16 protein-coding genes are annotated in these 18472 nt (G+C 54.1%); 7 read left to right on the forward strand and 9 right to left on the reverse strand.

The window, feature by feature from the left end:
* Positions 1 to 71 precede the first annotated feature (71 nt).
* On the reverse strand, positions 72 to 635 hold the full coding sequence (ahpC, locus tag RAC65_RS05090; protein ID WP_033740540.1) for an alkyl hydroperoxide reductase subunit C: 564 nt from the start codon (positions 633 to 635) through the stop codon (positions 72 to 74).
* A gap of 335 nt (positions 636 to 970) precedes the next feature.
* On the opposite strand from ahpC, the gene RAC65_RS05095 reads away from it, so the two are divergent.
* Entirely contained in the window at positions 971 to 1426 is a 456-nt protein-coding gene (locus RAC65_RS05095) for a GNAT family N-acetyltransferase (RefSeq protein ID WP_058702640.1), read from the forward strand.
* Here the strand turns inward: RAC65_RS05095 and apbC are convergent.
* Positions 1423 to 2535, reverse strand: coding sequence for an iron-sulfur cluster carrier protein ApbC (gene apbC / locus RAC65_RS05100; RefSeq protein WP_058702639.1), 1113 nt, complete (start codon positions 2533 to 2535; stop codon positions 1423 to 1425). The genes RAC65_RS05095 and apbC overlap by 4 nt on opposite strands.
* A gap of 172 nt (positions 2536 to 2707) precedes the next feature.
* On the opposite strand from apbC, the gene metG reads away from it, so the two are divergent.
* The 6 genes from metG (at position 2708) to sanA (ending at position 9660) form a co-directional block, all read left to right on the forward strand.
* Positions 2708 to 4741: a methionine--tRNA ligase gene (gene metG / locus RAC65_RS05105; RefSeq protein ID WP_058702638.1), complete on the forward strand. Its 2034-nt coding sequence runs from the start codon at positions 2708 to 2710 to the stop codon at positions 4739 to 4741.
* A gap of 115 nt (positions 4742 to 4856) precedes the next feature.
* Positions 4857 to 5249, forward strand: coding sequence for a CidA/LrgA family protein (locus tag RAC65_RS05110; RefSeq protein ID WP_033740547.1), 393 nt, complete (start codon positions 4857 to 4859; stop codon positions 5247 to 5249).
* On the forward strand, positions 5242 to 5934 hold the full coding sequence (locus tag RAC65_RS05115; RefSeq protein WP_006119921.1) for a CidB/LrgB family autolysis modulator: 693 nt from the start codon (positions 5242 to 5244) through the stop codon (positions 5932 to 5934). The genes RAC65_RS05110 and RAC65_RS05115 overlap by 8 nt, the downstream gene beginning before the upstream one ends.
* A gap of 118 nt (positions 5935 to 6052) precedes the next feature.
* The gene (gene cdd / locus RAC65_RS05120) at positions 6053 to 6937 is read left to right on the forward strand and encodes a cytidine deaminase (RefSeq protein WP_375096433.1); all 885 of its coding nucleotides are present in this window, start codon (positions 6053 to 6055) and stop codon (positions 6935 to 6937) included.
* Positions 6938 to 7107: 170 nt separating this feature from the next.
* On the forward strand, positions 7108 to 8805 hold the full coding sequence (locus tag RAC65_RS05125; protein WP_006119924.1) for an NAD-dependent malic enzyme: 1698 nt from the start codon (positions 7108 to 7110) through the stop codon (positions 8803 to 8805).
* Between the two features lie 135 nt (positions 8806 to 8940).
* A complete protein-coding gene (gene sanA / locus RAC65_RS05130; protein ID WP_006119925.1) occupies positions 8941 to 9660 on the forward strand; it encodes an outer membrane permeability protein SanA in 720 nt (239 codons plus the stop codon).
* 505 nt (positions 9661 to 10165) lie between these two features.
* On the opposite strand, the gene mglC is transcribed toward sanA, so the two are convergent.
* From mglC to RAC65_RS05165, 7 genes are all read right to left on the reverse strand, one after another.
* A complete protein-coding gene (gene mglC / locus RAC65_RS05135) occupies positions 10166 to 11176 on the reverse strand; it encodes a galactose/methyl galactoside ABC transporter permease MglC (RefSeq protein ID WP_006119926.1) in 1011 nt (336 codons plus the stop codon).
* A 19-nt stretch (positions 11177 to 11195) separates the two neighbouring features.
* Positions 11196 to 12716 carry a galactose/methyl galactoside ABC transporter ATP-binding protein MglA gene (mglA, locus tag RAC65_RS05140; RefSeq protein WP_006119927.1) on the reverse strand — a complete coding sequence of 507 codons (1521 nt, stop codon included), beginning with the start codon at positions 12714 to 12716 and terminating at the stop codon, positions 11196 to 11198.
* Positions 12717 to 12786: 70 nt separating this feature from the next.
* Positions 12787 to 13782, reverse strand: a complete 996-nt coding sequence (mglB, locus tag RAC65_RS05145) for a galactose/glucose ABC transporter substrate-binding protein MglB (protein WP_033740552.1) — start codon at positions 13780 to 13782, stop codon at positions 12787 to 12789.
* Positions 13783 to 14094: 312 nt separating this feature from the next.
* Positions 14095 to 15135 (reverse strand): HTH-type transcriptional regulator GalS, encoded by a 1041-nt coding sequence (gene galS, locus RAC65_RS05150; RefSeq protein WP_110268213.1) that lies wholly within the window; start codon positions 15133 to 15135, stop codon positions 14095 to 14097.
* Between the two features lie 140 nt (positions 15136 to 15275).
* Positions 15276 to 16436 (reverse strand): DUF418 domain-containing protein YeiB, encoded by a 1161-nt coding sequence (gene yeiB / locus RAC65_RS05155; protein WP_058702636.1) that lies wholly within the window; start codon positions 16434 to 16436, stop codon positions 15276 to 15278.
* Between the two features lie 49 nt (positions 16437 to 16485).
* The gene (gene folE / locus RAC65_RS05160; protein ID WP_375096434.1) at positions 16486 to 17151 is read right to left on the reverse strand and encodes a GTP cyclohydrolase I FolE; all 666 of its coding nucleotides are present in this window, start codon (positions 17149 to 17151) and stop codon (positions 16486 to 16488) included.
* A gap of 125 nt (positions 17152 to 17276) precedes the next feature.
* Entirely contained in the window at positions 17277 to 18404 is a 1128-nt protein-coding gene (locus tag RAC65_RS05165; protein ID WP_133745372.1) for a YbfB/YjiJ family MFS transporter, read from the reverse strand.
* Positions 18405 to 18472: the final 68 nt, after the last annotated feature.

Raw genomic sequence — 18472 nt, forward strand, 5'->3', positions numbered from 1 at the left:
GTGAGTTCCTGGTCAAAAAATCGGGTGCCGAAGCACCCGATGAGAAAATGATCGACGTTGCGATGCGGAAATTAGATTTTGCCAACCAGGTCCAGCGAAGGCGCCAGAGTCGCATCACCTTCTTTCCATTTGGCCGGGCACACTTCACCAGGGTGAGAAGCCACGTACTGCGCCGCTTTCACTTTGCGCAGCAGGTCAGACGCATCACGGCCAATACCTTCAGCGGTGATTTCTACAGCCTGGATAACACCCTGTGGGTCAACGATGAATGTACCACGGTCAGCCAGACCTTCATCTTCGCGCATGATGTCGAAGTTGCGGGTCAGCGCGCCAGTTGGGTCACCGATCATCGCATATTTGATTTTTGCGATGGTGTCAGAAGAGCCGTGCCAGGCTTTGTGGGTAAAGTGGGTATCAGTAGACACTGAGTAGATGTCCACGCCCAGTTTCTGGAACTCTTCATAGTGATCCGCGACGTCGCCCAGTTCGGTTGGGCAAACAAAGGTGAAGTCAGCCGGATAAAAGAAGAAAACACTCCATTTACCTTCAACGTCTTTCTCGGTTACTTCGATAAACTGGCCGTCTTTAAATGCACTGTTTTTGAACGGCTTAATTTTGGTGTTGATAATGGACATGTGATGGCCTCCTTTAAAATATGTGATGCAGCTTACAAATTTTCCGGGCCAACATCTAATAAGCCCTCGTTATCAATAAAATAAACGAAAGCTATCAAACGCCGATCGCGTTGATCGTTAAGGGAAAAAACCGCTTTTCTTACCTTCATTTACCCGCAAAAAGATATATTGCGTGCTTCCAGGCAATAACCCCTGTGCGTTAACTGAAGGCCGTTTGCTGTTTTCCCATAAGGCACCGTCGGGCAGTGTACAAGGAAAGTGATGACATTTGTTCTGCTTTTACTTTTTTGAGAATCCCTGCCAGGGTTGTTAAAAGATGTTTAACGGAGCTTGATGTGCATATTCGATTATTTACAGAGGCCGACCGTCCTTTCCTGCGGACGTTGTTTCTGGCGGCCCGTCGGCATAACTGGGACTGGATCGCCAACGATGACTGGCAACTGGAAGACTTCGATCAGGTGATACTCGGCGAAACCGTTTTAGTGGCTGAGCTGGACGGGCATCGGGCAGGATTCGCGGGTCTGATGGAAAACGATAATTTCTTACACAGCCTGTATGTGGATCCTGATTATCAGGGGCGCGGCGTGGGCAGTGCACTGCTTGAGGCCGTCCAGTCACGCTTTACATCAACCGGCGCGCTGAAGTGTCTGCAAATGAACAAGGCCGCCCAGACGTTTTACCTGCAACATGGCTGGAAAGTGATTTCCCAGGGTGAAAGCGATCAAGGCGGCTATCTGTTAATGCATTATCCCCCGGCGTCGCACTATGAGAGCGACGCGCAGAAGGGTTAAAGCGCGCGGAAGGCGATATCGCCGGGAATCACCTCGCCCTGCCAGTAAAGCTGGGCGGCCACACGTCCGGCGAGCTGACGGTACAGCATCGTAAATTCACTGTCCGGCCGACGAATAACCGTTGGCTCGCCATCATCCAGATCTTCACGCAAATGAATATGCAGGGGAAGCTGTGCCAGCAGCCGCGTGCCATAGTCGTCCACCAGCCGTTGCGCTCCGCCGGTACCAAAAATCGGCTCATGGTGACCGCACTGGCTGCAGACGTGGATACTCATGTTCTCCACCACGCCCAGCACCGGGACGTTAACCTTTTCGAACATGACCATGCCTTTGCGTGCATCGATGAGCGCGATGTCCTGTGGCGTAGTGACCACCAGCGCACCGGTGACGGGCACACTCTGCGCGAGCGTTAACTGGATATCTCCGGTTCCTGGCGGCATATCCAGCACCAGATAATCCAGGTCGGGCCACTGGGTTTCGGTAAGTAACTGCATCAGCGCTTTGCTGGCCATAGGGCCGCGCCACACCATCGCGTTATCGTCGGTCACCAGATAGCCGATGGAATTGGTTGCCAGACCATGGGACATGATCGGCGCCATATGGGTGCCGTCAGGCGAGGTCGGGCGCTCTTTTTCACAGCCCAGCATGTTGGGCACGGACGGGCCATAAATATCGGCATCCAGAATGCCCACACGTGCGCCTTCAGCCAGTAACGCCAGCGCCATATTAACTGCGGTACTCGATTTGCCCACGCCGCCTTTACCGGAGCTGACCGCGATAATGTTCTTCACGCCGTTAACACCAGGGTGATTTTTCACGCGTTTCAACGTAGCAATCTCGTGACTTAACCGCCAGTCGATGGCCTGCGCGCCGCTCAGACGCAGTAGCTCAGCGCTGGTGTCTGCTTTTAAGGTCTCAAACGCGCTGTGCCAGGCAAAAGGCATCCGCAGTTCAATATGCAACGTCCCATCCAGCAGCGCCACATGATGCAGCGCCTTCAGGGTAATAAGGTTACGTTGCAGCGTCGGATGCTCAAAGCTGTTCAGAACGCCGGCCACAACGGCGCGTAAGGCTTCTGGTGTATGTGGTTCCCGGGATTGCGCTGTCATCCCCACTCCTTTTCTGCTGTGCTTATGCTGTTTTTCAACGATGTAGTAACAATACTATCAGATGCCGATCGTTTCACGGGCCGCGCGGCGGGAAATCCCTTATGTTTACGCGGCTGTGCCCATCGGTTACCATCTAAGCCCGTTTTTTACTTAACTGAAAGCTACGCAAACTATGACTCAAGTCGCAAAAAAAATTCTGGTAACCTGCGCCCTGCCTTACGCTAACGGCTCAATTCATCTCGGCCACATGCTCGAGCATATCCAGGCGGACATTTGGGTGCGTTATCAGCGAATGCGTGGCAATCAGGTTTACTTCATCTGCGCCGATGACGCCCACGGCACGCCGATCATGCTGAAGGCTCAGCAGTTGGGCATTGCGCCGGAACAGATGATTGCTGAAATGAAACACGAGCACGAAACAGATTTTGCCGGTTTTAATATCAGCTATGATAACTATCACTCAACGCACGGCGACGAGAACCGTGAGCTGGCCGGGCTCATCTATGGTCGCCTGAAAGAGAACGGTTTCATTAAGAACCGCACGATTTCTCAGCTGTACGATCCGGAAAAAGGCATGTTCCTGCCTGACCGTTTCGTGAAAGGCACCTGCCCGAAATGTAAAGCGCCTGACCAGTACGGCGACAATTGCGAGGTGTGCAGCGCGACCTACAGCCCGACCGAACTGATCGATCCGAAATCTGTGGTGTCCGGTGCAACCCCTGTGCTGCGTGATTCCGAGCACTTCTTCTTTGACCTGCCGTCGTTCAGCGAAATGCTGCGCGCCTGGACGCGTTCTGGCGCACTGCAGGAGCAGGTCGCCAATAAAATGCAGGAGTGGTTCGAATCCGGTCTGCAACAGTGGGATATTTCCCGTGATGCGCCGTACTTTGGCTTCGAAATTCCTGGCGCGCCGGGCAAATACTTCTACGTCTGGCTGGATGCGCCGATCGGCTATATGGGCGCGTTTAAAAACCTGTGTGACAAACGCGGCGACATCAGTTTTGACGAATTCTGGCAGCAGGATTCCACCACAGAGCTGTACCACTTCATTGGTAAAGACATCGTCTACTTCCACAGCCTGTTCTGGCCTGCCATGCTGGAAGGCAGCGGCTTCCGCAAACCCAACAACCTGTTTGTGCATGGCTATGTGACCGTAAATGGCGCAAAAATGTCGAAATCGCGCGGAACCTTTATCAAAGCCAGTACCTGGTTACAGCATCTGGATGCCGACAGCCTGCGCTATTACTATGCGGCCAAGCTTTCTTCGCGTATTGATGACATCGACCTGAATCTGGAAGATTTTGTTCAGCGCGTCAACGCCGACATTGTGAACAAAGTGGTCAACCTGGCGTCACGTAATGCCGGTTTTATCACCAAACGCTTTGGCGGCAAGCTGTCCGCAGAACTGGCCGACCCGGCGCTTTATCAAACATTCCTGGACGCATCCGAAAAGATTGGCGAGGCCTGGGCAAGCCGTGAATTTGGCCGGGCGATTCGTGAAATTATGGCGCTGGCCGATCTGGCCAACCGTTATGTTGACGAGCAGGCACCGTGGGTGGTGGCGAAGCAGGAAGGCCGTGATGCCGATCTGCAGGCTATTTGCTCCATGGGCATTAACCTGTTCCGTGTGCTGATGACCTGGCTGAAGCCTGTGCTGCCGTCGCTGAGCGAGCGAGCCGAAGCTTTCCTGAACAGCGAACTCAGCTGGGACGCCATTCAGCAGCCGCTGCTCGACCATCAGGTTGCGCCGTTTAAAGCCCTGTATGGTCGCATTGAGATGGCGAAAGTCGAGGGCCTGATTGAAGCGTCGAAAGCCGACGCGGCTGAAGCCAGTAAACCGACGGTTAGCGGCCCACTGGCGGATGCGCCGATTGGCGATACCATCACGATTGATGACTTTGCCAAAGTTGATATGCGCGTGGCACTGATTGAGAAAGCGGAACTGGTGGACGGCTCAGACAAACTGCTGCGTCTGGAGTTGGATCTGGGCGGCGAGAAGCGCCAGATTTTCTCTGGTATCCGTGCAGCCTATCCTGACCCGGCCGTACTCGTCGGCAAAATGACCATTATCGTGGCGAACCTGGCACCACGTAAAATGCGCTTTGGCGTCTCGGAAGGCATGGTGCTGTCTGCGGGGCCGGGCGGCAAAGACCTGTTCGTGTTGTCTGTCGACAGTGGCGCAGTGCCGGGTATGCCCGTTAAATAAGGCGTTCGCCCTTCCTGCATCTGATGGCAGGAAGGGCCGTTCTGCCTTACGCTGACAGCTGGCACGCCAGATCGTCAGTGCGTAGGATTACGCTCGTTGGAAACAGGAGCCTGTCATGCACACCGTGCTAGCGATAAGTTGGCGTTATCTGCGCGCTTTTACCCTTCTCTATCTCTGTTTATATGCCGGAAACGGCGTAGCAAGGTTGCTGCCCATTACGCTGCCCGGCAGCATTATTGGCATGCTGATTTTGTTTACCCTGCTCGCGTCTCAAATCGTGCCGGTCCACTGGGTTAAGCCCGGTTGTCATCTTATCATTCGCTATATGGCGCTGCTGTTCGTTCCCATCAGTGTGGGCGTCATGAATTACACCGATCTGCTGACCGCGCAGTTTGGCCCTATCGTGGTCTCGTGTCTTGTCAGTACCTTCGCTGTCCTGAGCATCGTGGGGTTAAGTGCCCACAAGCTGCATTCGCGCGCGCCGACGAAAGAGGTGAAGGATGAGTGATATCTGGTGGTCATTGCCCCTGACGCTGGGCGCATTTTTCCTGGCGCGCAGACTGGCTGCCGCGCTGAAGATTGCCCTGCTGAACCCCTTGCTGGTTTCGATGGCGATCATCATTCCCATCCTGCTGTTACTGCAACTGCCCTATACACGTTACTTTGCCGGAAGCCAGGTGCTTAATGCCCTGCTACAGCCCGCCGTGGTCGCACTGGCGCTGCCGCTGTATGAGCAGATGCATCAGATTCGCGCCCGCTGGAAATCCATTATCGGCGTATGCCTGATCGGCAGCCTGACGGCAATGACCTCCGGCACGGCGATCGCCCTGTGGATGGGGGCAACGCCGGAAATCGCCGCCACGATTTTACCTAAATCCGTCACCACACCGATCGCGATGGCGGTATCCGGCTCTCTGCACGGCATTCCCGCTATCAGTGCGATTTGTGTACTGATAGCCGGTGTGCTCGGTGCGGTATTTGGCCATATGGTGCTGAATCTGTTGGGCGTGAAAAGTAAAGCGGCACGCGGTCTGGCGATTGGTAATGCGTCCCACGCGCTGGGAACCGCCCGGGCGGCGGAACTGGACTTCCAGGAAGGGGCATTTAGTTCGCTGGCACTGGTGATCTGCGGCATCGTAACGTCGTTACTGGCACCCTTTGTTTTTCCGCTGCTACTGCACTGGTTTGGCTAAAACTTTGGGAAAGATCTCGCAAAGTTGAAAACTCTAAGACACGTTGCATTGTCAGAGCGACAGAGATCACATATAAACCGATGTCTGGCACATTGCCTGAAGATTGAATGAGGCTTCCATGCATCCACGTTTCCACTCTGCCTTTGAATTACTGCCGGCTCCCCTGCAAACCGCGCTTCGTCCGGTGCTGAGCGAGCCGGGATTTGACGCGATGCTGCGGGCCGATCAGGTCACCCTCCTGCAACAGCAAACCCAACTGGATGCGGACGCCCTCGCCCTGGCGCTGCTTCCGGTCGCGGCGGCCTGCGCGGTCGCCTCGCTGTCCCATTTTAACGTCGGTGCCATTGCACGCGGGATAAGCGGTAACTGGTATTTCGGTGCCAATATGGAGTTTGCCGGTGCCACCATGCAGCAAACCGTGCATGCAGAACAAAGCGCCGTTACGCACGCCTGGCTGCGCGGCGAAGCGCGCCTGGAGACCATCACCGTCAACTACACGCCGTGCGGGCATTGCCGCCAGTTCATGAATGAGCTTAACAGCGGCACGGCGATTCGTATCAGCCTGCCCCAGCGCCCGGTGCAGACGTTAGCGCACTATCTGCCTGACGCTTTCGGTCCCGGCGACCTGCACATCACCGAACGGCTGATGGATAAGGTGGATCATGGCTTTGTTGTCACGGGCGATGCGCTGTCGCAGGCGGCCATTGACGCGGCCAACAAGAGTCATGCCCCTTACAGCCGCGCGTTCAGTGGCGTTGCAGTGCAAACCGCCTCAGGCCGTATTTTTAGCGGTCGCTATGCGGAAAATGCGGCCTTCAATCCCAGCCTGCCTCCGCTTCAGGCCGCACTGATTTTGCTGAATATGGCCGGCGAATCCTGCGAGGCGATTCAGGCAGCGGCGCTGGCCCAGCCCCGACAGCCTGCGTTAGATCAGTATTCAGCGACGCAGGCAACACTGCGCGCGCTGGGCTGCGACAACCTTAACGTTATCGAGCTGGCGTAAAGCGTAATGCGGGGCACGGTTTTAAACAGTTTCTAAATCTTTTATTTACAAAAGCTGTACATCCGCGAGAAATTTCATAGGATCTGACGCCAGGCCTTCTTTATCAAAATAAACTGGCGTCCTCTACCCTCTTATTGCGCCAGGAACACTCGCAACCGGAGCATTACTGCATGGAACTCGAATACGAAAGTAAACGCCCGCTCTATATTCCCTACGCTGGCCCTATTCTGCTGGAATTTCCCCTGCTGAATAAGGGCAGCGCCTTCAGCATCGAAGAGCGTAACGAATTCAATCTCAACGGCTTACTGCCCGAAGCGGTCGAAACCATTGAAGAGCAGGCGAAACGCGCATGGCGTCAGTTTCAGGACTTCAAAAATAATAACGACAAGCACGTCTACCTGCGCAATATTCAGGACACTAACGAAACCCTGTTCTACCGTCTGCTGGACAATCATCTTGAAGAGATGATGCCAATTATTTATACGCCAACCGTCGGCGCAGCCTGCGAACACTTCTCTGAAATTTATCGCCGCGCCCGCGGTGTGTTCATCTCATATCCCAACCGTGAACACATCGAAGACATGCTGCAAAACGCCACCAAACAGAACGTTAAAGTCATCGTGGTGACCGACGGTGAGCGTATTCTGGGCCTGGGTGACCAGGGCATCGGCGGCATGGGTATTCCGATTGGTAAACTGTCGCTGTATACCGCGTGCGGCGGCATCAGTCCGGCTTACACCTTACCGGTGGTGCTGGATGTCGGTACCAATAACCAGCAACTGCTGAACGATCCGCTTTATATGGGCTGGCGTCACCCACGTATCACCGGTGAGGAGTACGATGAATTCGTTAATGAATTTATCCAGGCCGTGAAACGCCGCTGGCCGAAAGTGCTGCTGCAGTTTGAAGACTTTGCGCAGAAAAACGCAATGCCGCTGCTGGAGCGCTATCGCGATGAAGTGTGCTGCTTCAACGATGATATTCAGGGCACCGCTGCTGTCACCGTGGGCACTCTGATTGCCGCCAGTCGTGCTGCCGGAAGCCGTTTGTGCGAACAAAAAGTGGTGTTCCTGGGGGCAGGTTCAGCCGGCTGCGGTATCGCAGAGCAAATCATTGCGCAGATGAAGTCGGAAGGTCTGAGCGATGAAGAGGCGCGTAGCCGCGTAATGATGGTCGACCGCTTTGGCCTGCTCACTGATAAGTTGCCTAACCTGCTCGATTTCCAGAGCAAGCTGGTGCAGAAAAGCGACAACCTAAAAGACTGGGATACGGCCAGTGATGCGATTTCGCTGCTGGACGTAGTGCGCAACGCCAAACCCGATATTCTGATTGGGGTTTCAGGCCAGCCCGGACTGTTCACCGAAGAGATCATCCGCGAGATGCACAAGCACTGCAAACGTCCTATTGTGATGCCGCTCTCTAACCCCACCTCGCGCGTTGAAGCCACGCCAGCGGATATTATCGCCTGGACCGATGGTGCTGCACTGGTCGCGACCGGGAGCCCGTTCTCACCGGTTTCATGGAACGGTAAAACCTATCCGATCGCGCAGTGTAACAACTCCTATATCTTCCCGGGCATCGGTTTAGGGGTGATTGCCTCGGGCGCATCACGCGTAACCGATACCATGCTGATGACAGCCAGCCGCGCACTGGCAGACTGCTCGCCGCTGGTCAACGATGGTGAAGGGCCGGTACTGCCTGAAATCAAAGATATTCAGGGCGTGTCGAAAGTGATCGCAATGGAAGTGGGCAAAGCCGCGCAACTGGCGGGCGTTGCCGTGGTGACCTCGGAAGACGTGCTGTCACAGTCTATTTCGAACAACTTCTGGCTGCCGCAATACCGTCATTACCGCCGTACCTCGATCTAAAAAGGTCTGCGCTGGATCATCCTCTGATCCAGCGCTGCTTAAAATAGCACCAGCCAGACGGGGTAAACTTGCTTCGCGAGGGTTGCTCAAGTAGCCTTGTCCCACCAAAACCTCTCATCTCGAGTGCTCAGGCGCATGTTGAAACGCGTTTTCATTGCTCTGCTTTTCATCATCTTAACGATGGTGGCGACGGCGCTTGGCCTGGATCGCTGGATAAGCTGGAAAACCGCCCCCTATATTTACGACAATCTGGCCTCACTGCCCCATCGTCAGGTCGGTGTTGTGCTGGGCACGGCAAAATATTACCGCACCGGGGTGATTAATCAGTACTACCTCTACCGGATGCAGGGCGCGCTTAACGCCTATAACAGCGGCAAGATTAACTATTTACTGCTGAGCGGAGACAATGCGCAGCAGAGCTATAACGAACCCATGACCATGCGGCGCGATTTAATTAAAGGTGGCGTCGACCCGGCGGATATCGTACTGGATTACGCGGGCTTTCGGACGCTGGACTCCATTGTCCGCACGCGCAAGGTATTCGATACCAACGATTTTATTATCATCACCCAGCGCTTCCACTGTGAGCGGGCACTGTTTATCGCCCTGCACCTTGGCATTCAGGCTCAGTGCTACGCTGTGCCCTCGCCGAAAAATATGCTGACGGTGCGCATGCGTGAGGTCGGTGCACGTCTTGGCGCGCTGGTAGATTTGTACCTCCTCAAGCGTGAACCGCGCTTTCTCGGGCCTCTGGTGCCCATTCCCGCCGTACATGATGTGCCGGAGGATGCGCAAAGCTATCCTGCTGTCACCCCTGAGCAACTGCTGGAACTGGAACAAAAGCGCCATCAGTAAGCCGCCTTTGTCTGGCTGACAGCCCGCTGACCCTGGCGTGAAGATAGACTGTGAGAACGGATGATAACGCCGGCGCGGCAGGCTCCGCCTTTCTGACAGGAGTGCATCGCCGACGCGTAGCATCCTTGCTATGGCGAAACAAGGCTTAGCGCGGGACTTTGCGATGGCGTCAGGGCTTATCACGCATCGTTACCAAGGATGACAGTCAGTCCAGCGCGGCGGATTTGCTGCTTTTTTACCTTACTGACCGGCTGACCTGCTGACCTGCTGACCTGCTGACCTGCTGACCTGCTGACCTGCTGACCTGCTGACTCAGGATTTTGCGTCCACAGGACAGCTTTCTGTTCCTGATTAAAGTCAATTCGAACACGCATTCTCATAGCGGGCATCCTGCTGGCTCGCCGTGAATCCGCGTTCTTTCCTGCTTCCGGGCGCACGCTGGCGGCTTCCGTGCCATAAAAAAAGCGGCCCGCAGGCCGCTTAGCTTACATGATGACTTCTGCCGTTATTTTTTACGTGCGTACTTCAACGAGTCGAGCGCCACAGCAAAAATAATGATGCCGCCCTTGATGATGTACTGCCAGTACGGGTTAATGCCGATGTAGGTCAAGCCGTAGTTGATGACGGTGAAGATCAACACACCGGTCACGACACCGGCCACCGTCCCCACACCACCGGCAAAAGACACACCACCGACGACGCAGGCCGCGATAGCATCCAGCTCGTACATAAAGCCAAGGTTGTTCGTTGCCGAGCCGATACGGCCCGCTTCCAGCATGCCGCCGAAAGCATAGAACACGCCTGAAAGGGCATAAATCAGAATCAGGTTCAGGTTGACGTTTACGCCGGAGACTTTTGCCGCTTCCGGGTTACCGCCGATGGCAAAAATGTTTTTACCGAAACGCGTTTTGTTCCACAGAATCCAGACGAACACGATCGCAATCACCGCATAGAAGGTGATGTAGGACAGCTTAAAATCCCCGAAACGCAGGAAGCCTTGCGTAAAGGTTGAGAAGCCGTCATAGAAGCCTGCAATTGGTGATGCGCCTACGAAGTCGTAATACAGCGAGTTGATACCGTAAACGATAATCATGGTACCCAACGTAGTGATAAACGGCGTCACTTTCAGATAAGCAATGATCACGCCGTTCACCAGGCCAATAACGGCACCAATCGCACAAACAATCAGGATCACCACAGGAATCGGTACGGTTTCCAGATGTGGGAACACTTTGTTTGGGTTATCCATAGCCTGCAGCAGCGAAGCGGCCACGATAGCGGCGAGGCCAACCTGACGACCGGCTGACAGGTCTGTCCCCTGAGTCACAATTAGTCCCGCAACGCCCAGCGCAATGATAATACGCACCGAGGATTGGGTCAGAATGTTACTCAGATTCATTAAACTTAAGAATGTCGGATCCTGGAAAATAATAATCGCCAGCAGTACCAGTAGCACGACATAAATGCCACCCTCTTTCAGCCAGGTTAGCGCATTCTTTTTTGTAGTCGCTTTCATGTTAACAGCCCTTACTTCATTAAAGGTGTAATGACGCTAAACGCAATATTTCGTTCTGCGTAGTCGTTTTTGTATCAACAATGCCAGCGACCAGACCGTTACTCATGACCAGAATACGATCGGTGATGCCTAACAGCTCTGGCATTTCGGAAGAGATAATAATGATGCCCTTTTCTTTTTTTGCCAGCTCAGCCATCAGCTGGTAAATCTCGAATTTGGCCCCCACATCAATACCGCGAGTGGGTTCATCGAGCATCAATATTTCGGGCTGCGTCAGCAACCAGCGTCCAATAATCACCTTCTGTTGGTTACCACCTGAAAGCGAACCAATTTGGGTGTGGTGGCCTGGCGTTTTTACCCGCATGGAGTCGATAACCCATTGGGTATCACTCTTCATACGCTTATTATCCAGCAGACCAATGTTGTTCTTATATTTTTTAATATTGGAGATGAGAGAATTAAAACCAATATCCAGAAACGCATAAATACCGGTAGAGCGACGTTCTTCCGTCACAAGAGCAAAGCCATGATTGATGGCTTCGTTCGCCGTGTGATTATTAATCGTTTTACCGTGCAGTTTAATTGTGCCGCCCGATTTTTCGCGAATGCCAAACAGCGTTTCGACGATATCCGTACGTTTTGCACCGACCAACCCGGCAATACCGAGTATCTCCCCTTTACGCAAATCAAACGAAATATCACGAATAGAAGGCTGACGCAGAGAGGTTAAATTGCGCACCTCAAGAATGGTCTCGCCCGGCACATTTACGCGATCCGGGAAGCGCTGGCTTAATGAACGCCCCACCATCATGGCGATGATCTTATCCATGTCCAGCCCTTCGAGCGGCTGGGTTGCAATCCACTGACCATCACGCAGAACCGTAATTTCATCACACAACTGGAAGATCTCTTCCATTTTGTGTGAAATATAAACAATGCCGCAGCCGCGATCTTTCAGCTTACGGATAATCGTGAACAGATGATTAACTTCTTTTTCCGTCAACGAGGATGTCGGTTCATCCATGATCACGATTTTGGCGTCATAAGAAAACGCTTTGGCAATCTCAATCATCTGCATTTGCGAGACGGAGAGATGCGCGACTTTGTCACGGGGATCGATGTTAATATCCAGCTCGTCAAAAATCGCTTTGGTATCACGGTACATTTTTTCCTGATCGACAAAGAAGCCTTTGCGTGGATAACGCCCAAGCCACATGTTGTCCATCACGGTACGCTGTAATACCAGGTTTAATTCCTGGTGCACCATTGACACGCCATTTTCCAGCGCCTCTTTGGAACTTTTAAAATCTATTTCCTGCCCTTGAAAAAGAATACTTCCGGTATCTTTTTTGTAGATACCAAATAAACATTTTAACAACGTTGATTTACCAGCGCCGTTTTCACCCATCAGTGCATGAACGGAGTGAGGCCGCACTTTTAAATTTACGTTGTCGAGAGCTTTAACGCCGGGAAATGATTTACTGACGTTGGTCATTTCCAGCAGATATTCGCGCTGCGCGGTCGTATTATCACTGGCCATAATTTACCTGGCTAAAAAACGGTGATGACATAAAAAAGGCGCAGCAGCCGCCGCGCCCGTTTGCACATAATTATTTCTGGAACTGAGACAGGTTTTCCTGATCAACCGGTACGTAGGGTACGCGTACGATCTTATCGACCATCTTGAAGTTGGTGCCTTCGGTGGCCGGTTTACCATCGGCAAGGTTCTTCGCCATATCGATGGTGGCTTTCGCCTGGTTTTCCGCATCGTTCAGCACCGTACCGGCCATCGCGCCAGATTTAACCAGCGCCAGCGCCTCAGGTAAGGCATCCACACCAAATACCGGGATAGAAGACATGTTGTGTGCCTTCAGCGCTTCAACAGCCCCCATCGCCATCGCATCGTTGTTCGCGATTACCACTTCGATTTTCTTGGCGTTAGGGCCTGACAGCCAGGCGTCCATTTTGTCTTTAGCCTGTGCGGTATCCCACATTGCCGTATCCATCGCTAACTGCTGGGTTTTCACACCATCTTTGTTCAGCGTATCGATAACATATTTGGTACGCGCTTCAGCATCAGGATGGCCTGGTTCGCCTTTCAGCAGCACATACTGGATCACACCGTCTTTGTTCAGATCCCAGGCCGGGGTCGCTTTCCAGTGCTTCTCAATCAGTTTGCCCTGAATCACGCCAGACTCTTTCGAATCGGTACCGACGTAGTAGGCTTTATCGTAGCTGGCCAGTACTTTGGCGTTAGGTTCTTTGTTGAAGAACACAACCGGGATATCGTTCGCACGGGCTTTCTGTACCACGACGGCCGCTGCAGCCGGATCGACCAGGTTGATGGCTAACGCTTTCACGCCTTTTGCCATCAGCACGTCAATTTGATCGTTTTGTTTTGACTGATCGTTCTGCGAGTCATTCATCAGCAGCTGGATGCCGCCCAGCGTTTTGGCTTCTTTCTCGATGTCTTTACGTACCATCGACATAAAGTTGTCGTCGTACTTATAAATAGTCACGCCGATACGGGTATCAGCGGCGTGGGCTACTGCACCAAACATCATGCTGGCAACCAGTGCTGTGAGCGTGAAAACCTTCTTATTCATGGTATCTCCGGTTTTTCTGTAGGGTCTTTTTATGTTCTGCTGCGTCAAGCCGCGGAAGAACATCGGGTAAGAATTATCCGGCGAGGCAAGATGCGCTCTAAATCAGACTGAGCCACTGCTGTGCCGTGCCAAACTCGACTTCCATGTAGGTCAATGCGTCCGTAAAGCGTGTGTTATAAGCCTGAACCAACGATGCTGTCGGTGCCCTCAACGGGAGAGTGGCGTTACATAATGTTTCAGTACTGTAAGACGTTGCCATCATAGTGATAGCAATGTTAATTAACTGTGAATACAATCACAGATTGAAAACGGTTACATCGCGGAATCGCCCGAATTAGTGACGGACTCCACACTTTGCTTTTGCGCGACGGAATGGCGGCGAACGAGGGTGGGCATAAAGATATGTTTCGCCGTAGTGTCAAGACAGCCTGCCGCGCCCTGCAGGGCCAGTTCAGTGGCAAGTTTTGCCATAGAAACAATAGGATAACGGACTGTGGTAAGTTGAGGATCGGTGTACCGCGAAACCGGAATATCATCGAAGCCGACGACAGAAAAATGGTGCGGCACCTGAATGCCATTGTCTTTCAGAGCGGTAAGGGCACCGGCCGCCATACCATCGTTATAGGCGAAAATGGCGCTGAGATTCAGATTGCGTCCCAGCAGTTCCACCATTGCGGCTTCGCCCCCTTGCATATCCGGCTCTGCGCTGGCTATCCAGCTTTCCTGTGGGCGGATTCCCTGCTCTGCCATCGCCTGTAACCAGCCTTCACGCCGTTGATCCACATCTTCAATGGGATGACTGGAACAGAGATAGCCGATGCGGGAATGCCCCTGTTGCAGCAGCATGCGTGAGGCCATTAAGGCCCCGGTCACATTATCCAGACTGACGCAACGGGCCTCATAACCCGGTATACTGCGGTTGATAACCACCATACCTGGCACCTGACTCATAAAGCCCGCCAGCTCTGCGTCTGAAAGCGTTTTCGCATGGACCACCAGCGCATTGCACCGTTGCCGTATCAACACTTCGATAGCGTGACGCTCTTTTTCTTCCTGATGCCAGGAGTTGCTGATCAGTACATGTTTCTGGACGCGCTGTGCCACGGTATCCACCGCTTTGACCAGCGCGCCAAAAAAGGGATCGGAGACATCCATGACGACGACGCCGATCGTATCGCTCACCTGGGTTGCCAGCGCCTGAGCATTGGCATTTGGGCGATAGCCCAGAGCGTCAACCGCCTGTAACACGACGTCACGTGTTTCAGCGGTGACCGCGCTGCTGTTATTTAGTACGCGCGAGACAGTCGCTACGGACACGCCCGCCTGACGCGCAACATCTCGAATGGTTATCATGCAGCACTTCCAGAGAAAAGGCATTACGCCGGTTATGGCACCGGCGCTATTCTGTCAGGGAAGTGCATGGGACAGCGTGAATTGCGTCACATCAATGAAAACGGTTACATACAATTCTGCAACCTTTGTGATGACCGTCATTATCTTTCTGAGGATGACGTGGGGTGCGGCGTGGCAAGAAAGCGTGTCAGACGACGCCAGATCCATTCCACCGGCCCCTGCGGGAAATAGCGTAGCCACAGCACGGAAAACAGCAGGTTAATACACCATATGCCTGGCACCATCATGACCAGTTGCCAGCGCGTAAAGTGCATAAAAAGCCCGAAGCGGTAGAACAGCGTAGTGCCGATCAGGGACTGCAGCAGATAGTTACTGAGCGCCATACGGCCCACGCACTGGATAGCATAACTCATCCGCCAGCGCTGAATGGCTGGCCAAAATCCAAAGCACAGTGCGGCATAGCCGATACTGATTAACGGGCTGGCAAGATCACGCGGCAGTTGTAAATAGAACGCACTCCAGCGTGCATCCCAGTCCACAAACCATTGCGCGGCCACACCTGCCGTCGCTATCCCCAGCCCAATCGGCAGTAACATCCGCGCAACGCGCCGGTAATGGGACACGGGAAACGTTCCTTTCAGCCAGCCGCTACGTAACAAGGCCGCGCCCAGCAGCATCAGTCCGGCCAGTTGCCAGCCATACTGCGCCACTAGTGCCATTAAACTGGAGGAGAGGTTATCCAGGCGGATGCGTACCGCCGCCAGCCCGCCGTTGACCTTCCAGAACTGTTCATACTGAATGTCTGCGGCGCCGGGCAACCACGAGCGTGACGGCTCGGCGCTGCTAATCAGGGCAAAGATCAGCAACAGCGCACAGCCCACCAGATAAAGTAAAATCCCGGTATTGATTAGCCCACGCGTGGACGGCGCATCGCGCAGCATCCGCCAGACGATCAGGCCGATAATGCCGTAATCCAGCAGGATATCGCCTTCCCAGATAAAAATGCTGTGAAGAAACCCCAGCAGCACCAGTAATGACAGACGGGCGGACAGCCAGCGACTTCCGCGCGGCAGCTGCAGTTGCAACCCCGCGCCAAACAGCAGCGCAAAGAGCGTCAGAAATTTAAGCTGCGCGAAGATATCGGACAGCGCCCATGTCCACGCATCAGACAAGGTGACGCTGCCCTGCCAGGCAGGATTGAGATAGGCCGCAGAAGGTAAGCCAAAACCAATAATATTCAGCAACAGGATGCCGAGAATGGCACAGCCGCGAATAAAATCCAGCGCAAGGTAGCGTTGCATAGCGGCTCCTGACGGACCCGGCAGGCGCATCTGCGCCCACCTGTCGATATTAACTGTGACGCACCGCGCGCAGAAATTCCTGACGGGTATTCTGGCTGGATTTAAACAGACCGCCCAGGGAAGTGGTCGTGGTGGCACTGGTGGCATCCTTCACACCGCGTGCTTTTACACAGTAGTGGACGGCATCAATGGAAACAGCAACGTTATTGGTGCCTAACAATGTTTGCAGCGCCAGCAGCACCTGCTGGGTCAGACGCTCCTGCACCTGAGGTCGCTGGGCAAAAAACTGCACGATGCGGTTAATTTTGGATAAACCAATCACTTTGTCTTTGGGAATATAGGCGACGGTGGCTTTACCATCGATAATCACAAAGTGATGTTCACAGGTGCTGGTCAGCGTAATGTCGCGTACCGTGACCATCTCGTCCACCTTCATCTTGTTTTCGATAAGGGTGATTTTGGGGAAATTGGCGTAATCGAGACCGGAAAAGACCTCATCGACATACATTTTAGCGATGCGGTGCGGGGTTTCCATCAGGCTGTCATCTTCAAGATCCAGATTCAGCAACTGCATGATTTCCGTCATATGGCCTGCAATCAGGCTTTTGCGCGTTTCATCGTCCATTTCACGCGTAGGTACACGCAGCGGCGTTTCCAGCCCACGCGCCAGCAGCGCTTCGTGAACCAGTGCAGCTTCCTGACTTAAGGTACTCATCTTACTCTTCTCCGGCAGGTGTTGCGCCCGCAGTCTGTTACCTGCGGGTCATATTACTGAGCGCGTATTGTGAAACTTTCTGTGCAGGGAATCCAGCAATCAATCTGATTGGAGATGAAAGCTTTTCACGCGGCCCGCCGCCACACTAACAGGCCCGCCCAGACCAGGCTGGCGCCTGCTACCCATAACGCAGGCTCAAGGTGGTGCAGAAACAGGGTTGAAAGCGAGGAAAGTAAGGGGCCAGCCAGTTGCCCAATCGCATAGCCGGTGGTCAGTAAGCCCGCCATATAGCGCGTATGCTGCGGAGCCAGTTCACGCGCGCAAAGCAGCGACAACTGCACGACACTCAAAAAGCCCCCGCCCACCAGCAGCGCACCGAGTAACAAACCACCGAACCCCGGCAACAAGGCGGCCGCCAGCACGCCCAGCGCCTGGGCCCAGAGCGTGATGGCCAGGCGGGCATGCGCCTGCCCCATTCGACGCGTCACAATACCGATGACGATGCCCAGCATCGCCGCCCCGCCAAATACCGGCCAGACCAGCTGCGCCAGCGCACTGCCCGGAAAACGGGCTGCCGCCATTTGCGACAAAAAGGTGGCAGGCAAAATATAGCCAAACCCCGCCAGGCTGTAGCTCAGGACCAGCCGCCGCAGGTTGGGCGTCAGCGTCAGCGGCGCTGGTACCTGCCCTGCCCGGTGCAGCGCCCCCGTACGCGGCAGGTTGCGGCAGATGGCCGCCACCAGCACGGCGGCCAGCACAGCGTAAATGCCCCACGCCAGCGTCACAGAGACCTGTAAACTGTGTAAGATGACCGCCAGCAGGCCGCTGATGAAAATGCCAGCGCCGGGACCGGCAAAGACCGCCGCCGACAGACCAGGACGACCGTAGTGATGCAGTTGCTCATTGCTCCACGCGGCCACCAGCACCATGGCCCAGCCGCTGGCCCAGCCAATCACAAAGCGAATGATCCCGTGCAGCCAGGGGCCCCCGGCACAGGCTGACAACGCGGTTAACACCACCGCGCCCCAAACCCCCAGATGCAGGCGCCACTCCACACGCTGCTGCGCGCGCATCGCGTCAAAGGAACCGCACAGGTAACCCAGATAGTTTAATGCTGCGACCACACTGGCACTGGTCAGGGTTAACTGATCAGCCTGAATCAGTAAAGGCACCTGGGGCGTAAACGCAAAACGGCCGATGCCCATGACGACAAACAAGGTCAAAAACGCACTTATCGCGACGCGAAATGCCATTGGGCACCTCAGTTTTTTTAAATTGAAACTTGCGTACAGCATGAACGATGCTTAGAATCACGAAAAGT

It is taken from the genome of Pantoea sp. BS_8, from assembly GCF_041954965.1.
GTDB lineage: Bacteria > Pseudomonadota > Gammaproteobacteria > Enterobacterales > Enterobacteriaceae > Pantoea > Pantoea stewartii.

Coding starts and splice junctions, on each gene's coding strand:
- mglB (WP_033740552.1), bottom strand. CDS start 13,782: ATGAATAAGAAGGTTTTCACGCTCACAGCACTGGTTGCCAGCATGATG.
- ahpC (WP_033740540.1), bottom strand. CDS start 635: ATGTCCATTATCAACACCAAAATTAAGCCGTTCAAAAACAGTGCATTT.
- yeiB (WP_058702636.1), bottom strand. CDS start 16,436: ATGCAACGCTACCTTGCGCTGGATTTTATTCGCGGCTGTGCCATTCTC.
- folE (WP_375096434.1), bottom strand. CDS start 17,151: ATGAGTACCTTAAGTCAGGAAGCTGCACTGGTTCACGAAGCGCTGCTG.
- mglC (WP_006119926.1), bottom strand. CDS start 11,176: ATGAAAGCGACTACAAAAAAGAATGCGCTAACCTGGCTGAAAGAGGGT.
- mglA (WP_006119927.1), bottom strand. CDS start 12,716: ATGGCCAGTGATAATACGACCGCGCAGCGCGAATATCTGCTGGAAATG.
- RAC65_RS05115 (WP_006119921.1), top strand. CDS start 5,242: ATGAGTGATATCTGGTGGTCATTGCCCCTGACGCTGGGCGCATTTTTC.
- galS (WP_110268213.1), bottom strand. CDS start 15,135: ATGATAACCATTCGAGATGTTGCGCGTCAGGCGGGCGTGTCCGTAGCG.
- cdd (WP_375096433.1), top strand. CDS start 6,053: ATGCATCCACGTTTCCACTCTGCCTTTGAATTACTGCCGGCTCCCCTG.
- metG (WP_058702638.1), top strand. CDS start 2,708: ATGACTCAAGTCGCAAAAAAAATTCTGGTAACCTGCGCCCTGCCTTAC.
- apbC (WP_058702639.1), bottom strand. CDS start 2,535: ATGACAGCGCAATCCCGGGAACCACATACACCAGAAGCCTTACGCGCC.
- sanA (WP_006119925.1), top strand. CDS start 8,941: ATGTTGAAACGCGTTTTCATTGCTCTGCTTTTCATCATCTTAACGATG.
- RAC65_RS05165 (WP_133745372.1), bottom strand. CDS start 18,404: ATGGCATTTCGCGTCGCGATAAGTGCGTTTTTGACCTTGTTTGTCGTC.
- RAC65_RS05110 (WP_033740547.1), top strand. CDS start 4,857: ATGCACACCGTGCTAGCGATAAGTTGGCGTTATCTGCGCGCTTTTACC.
- RAC65_RS05125 (WP_006119924.1), top strand. CDS start 7,108: ATGGAACTCGAATACGAAAGTAAACGCCCGCTCTATATTCCCTACGCT.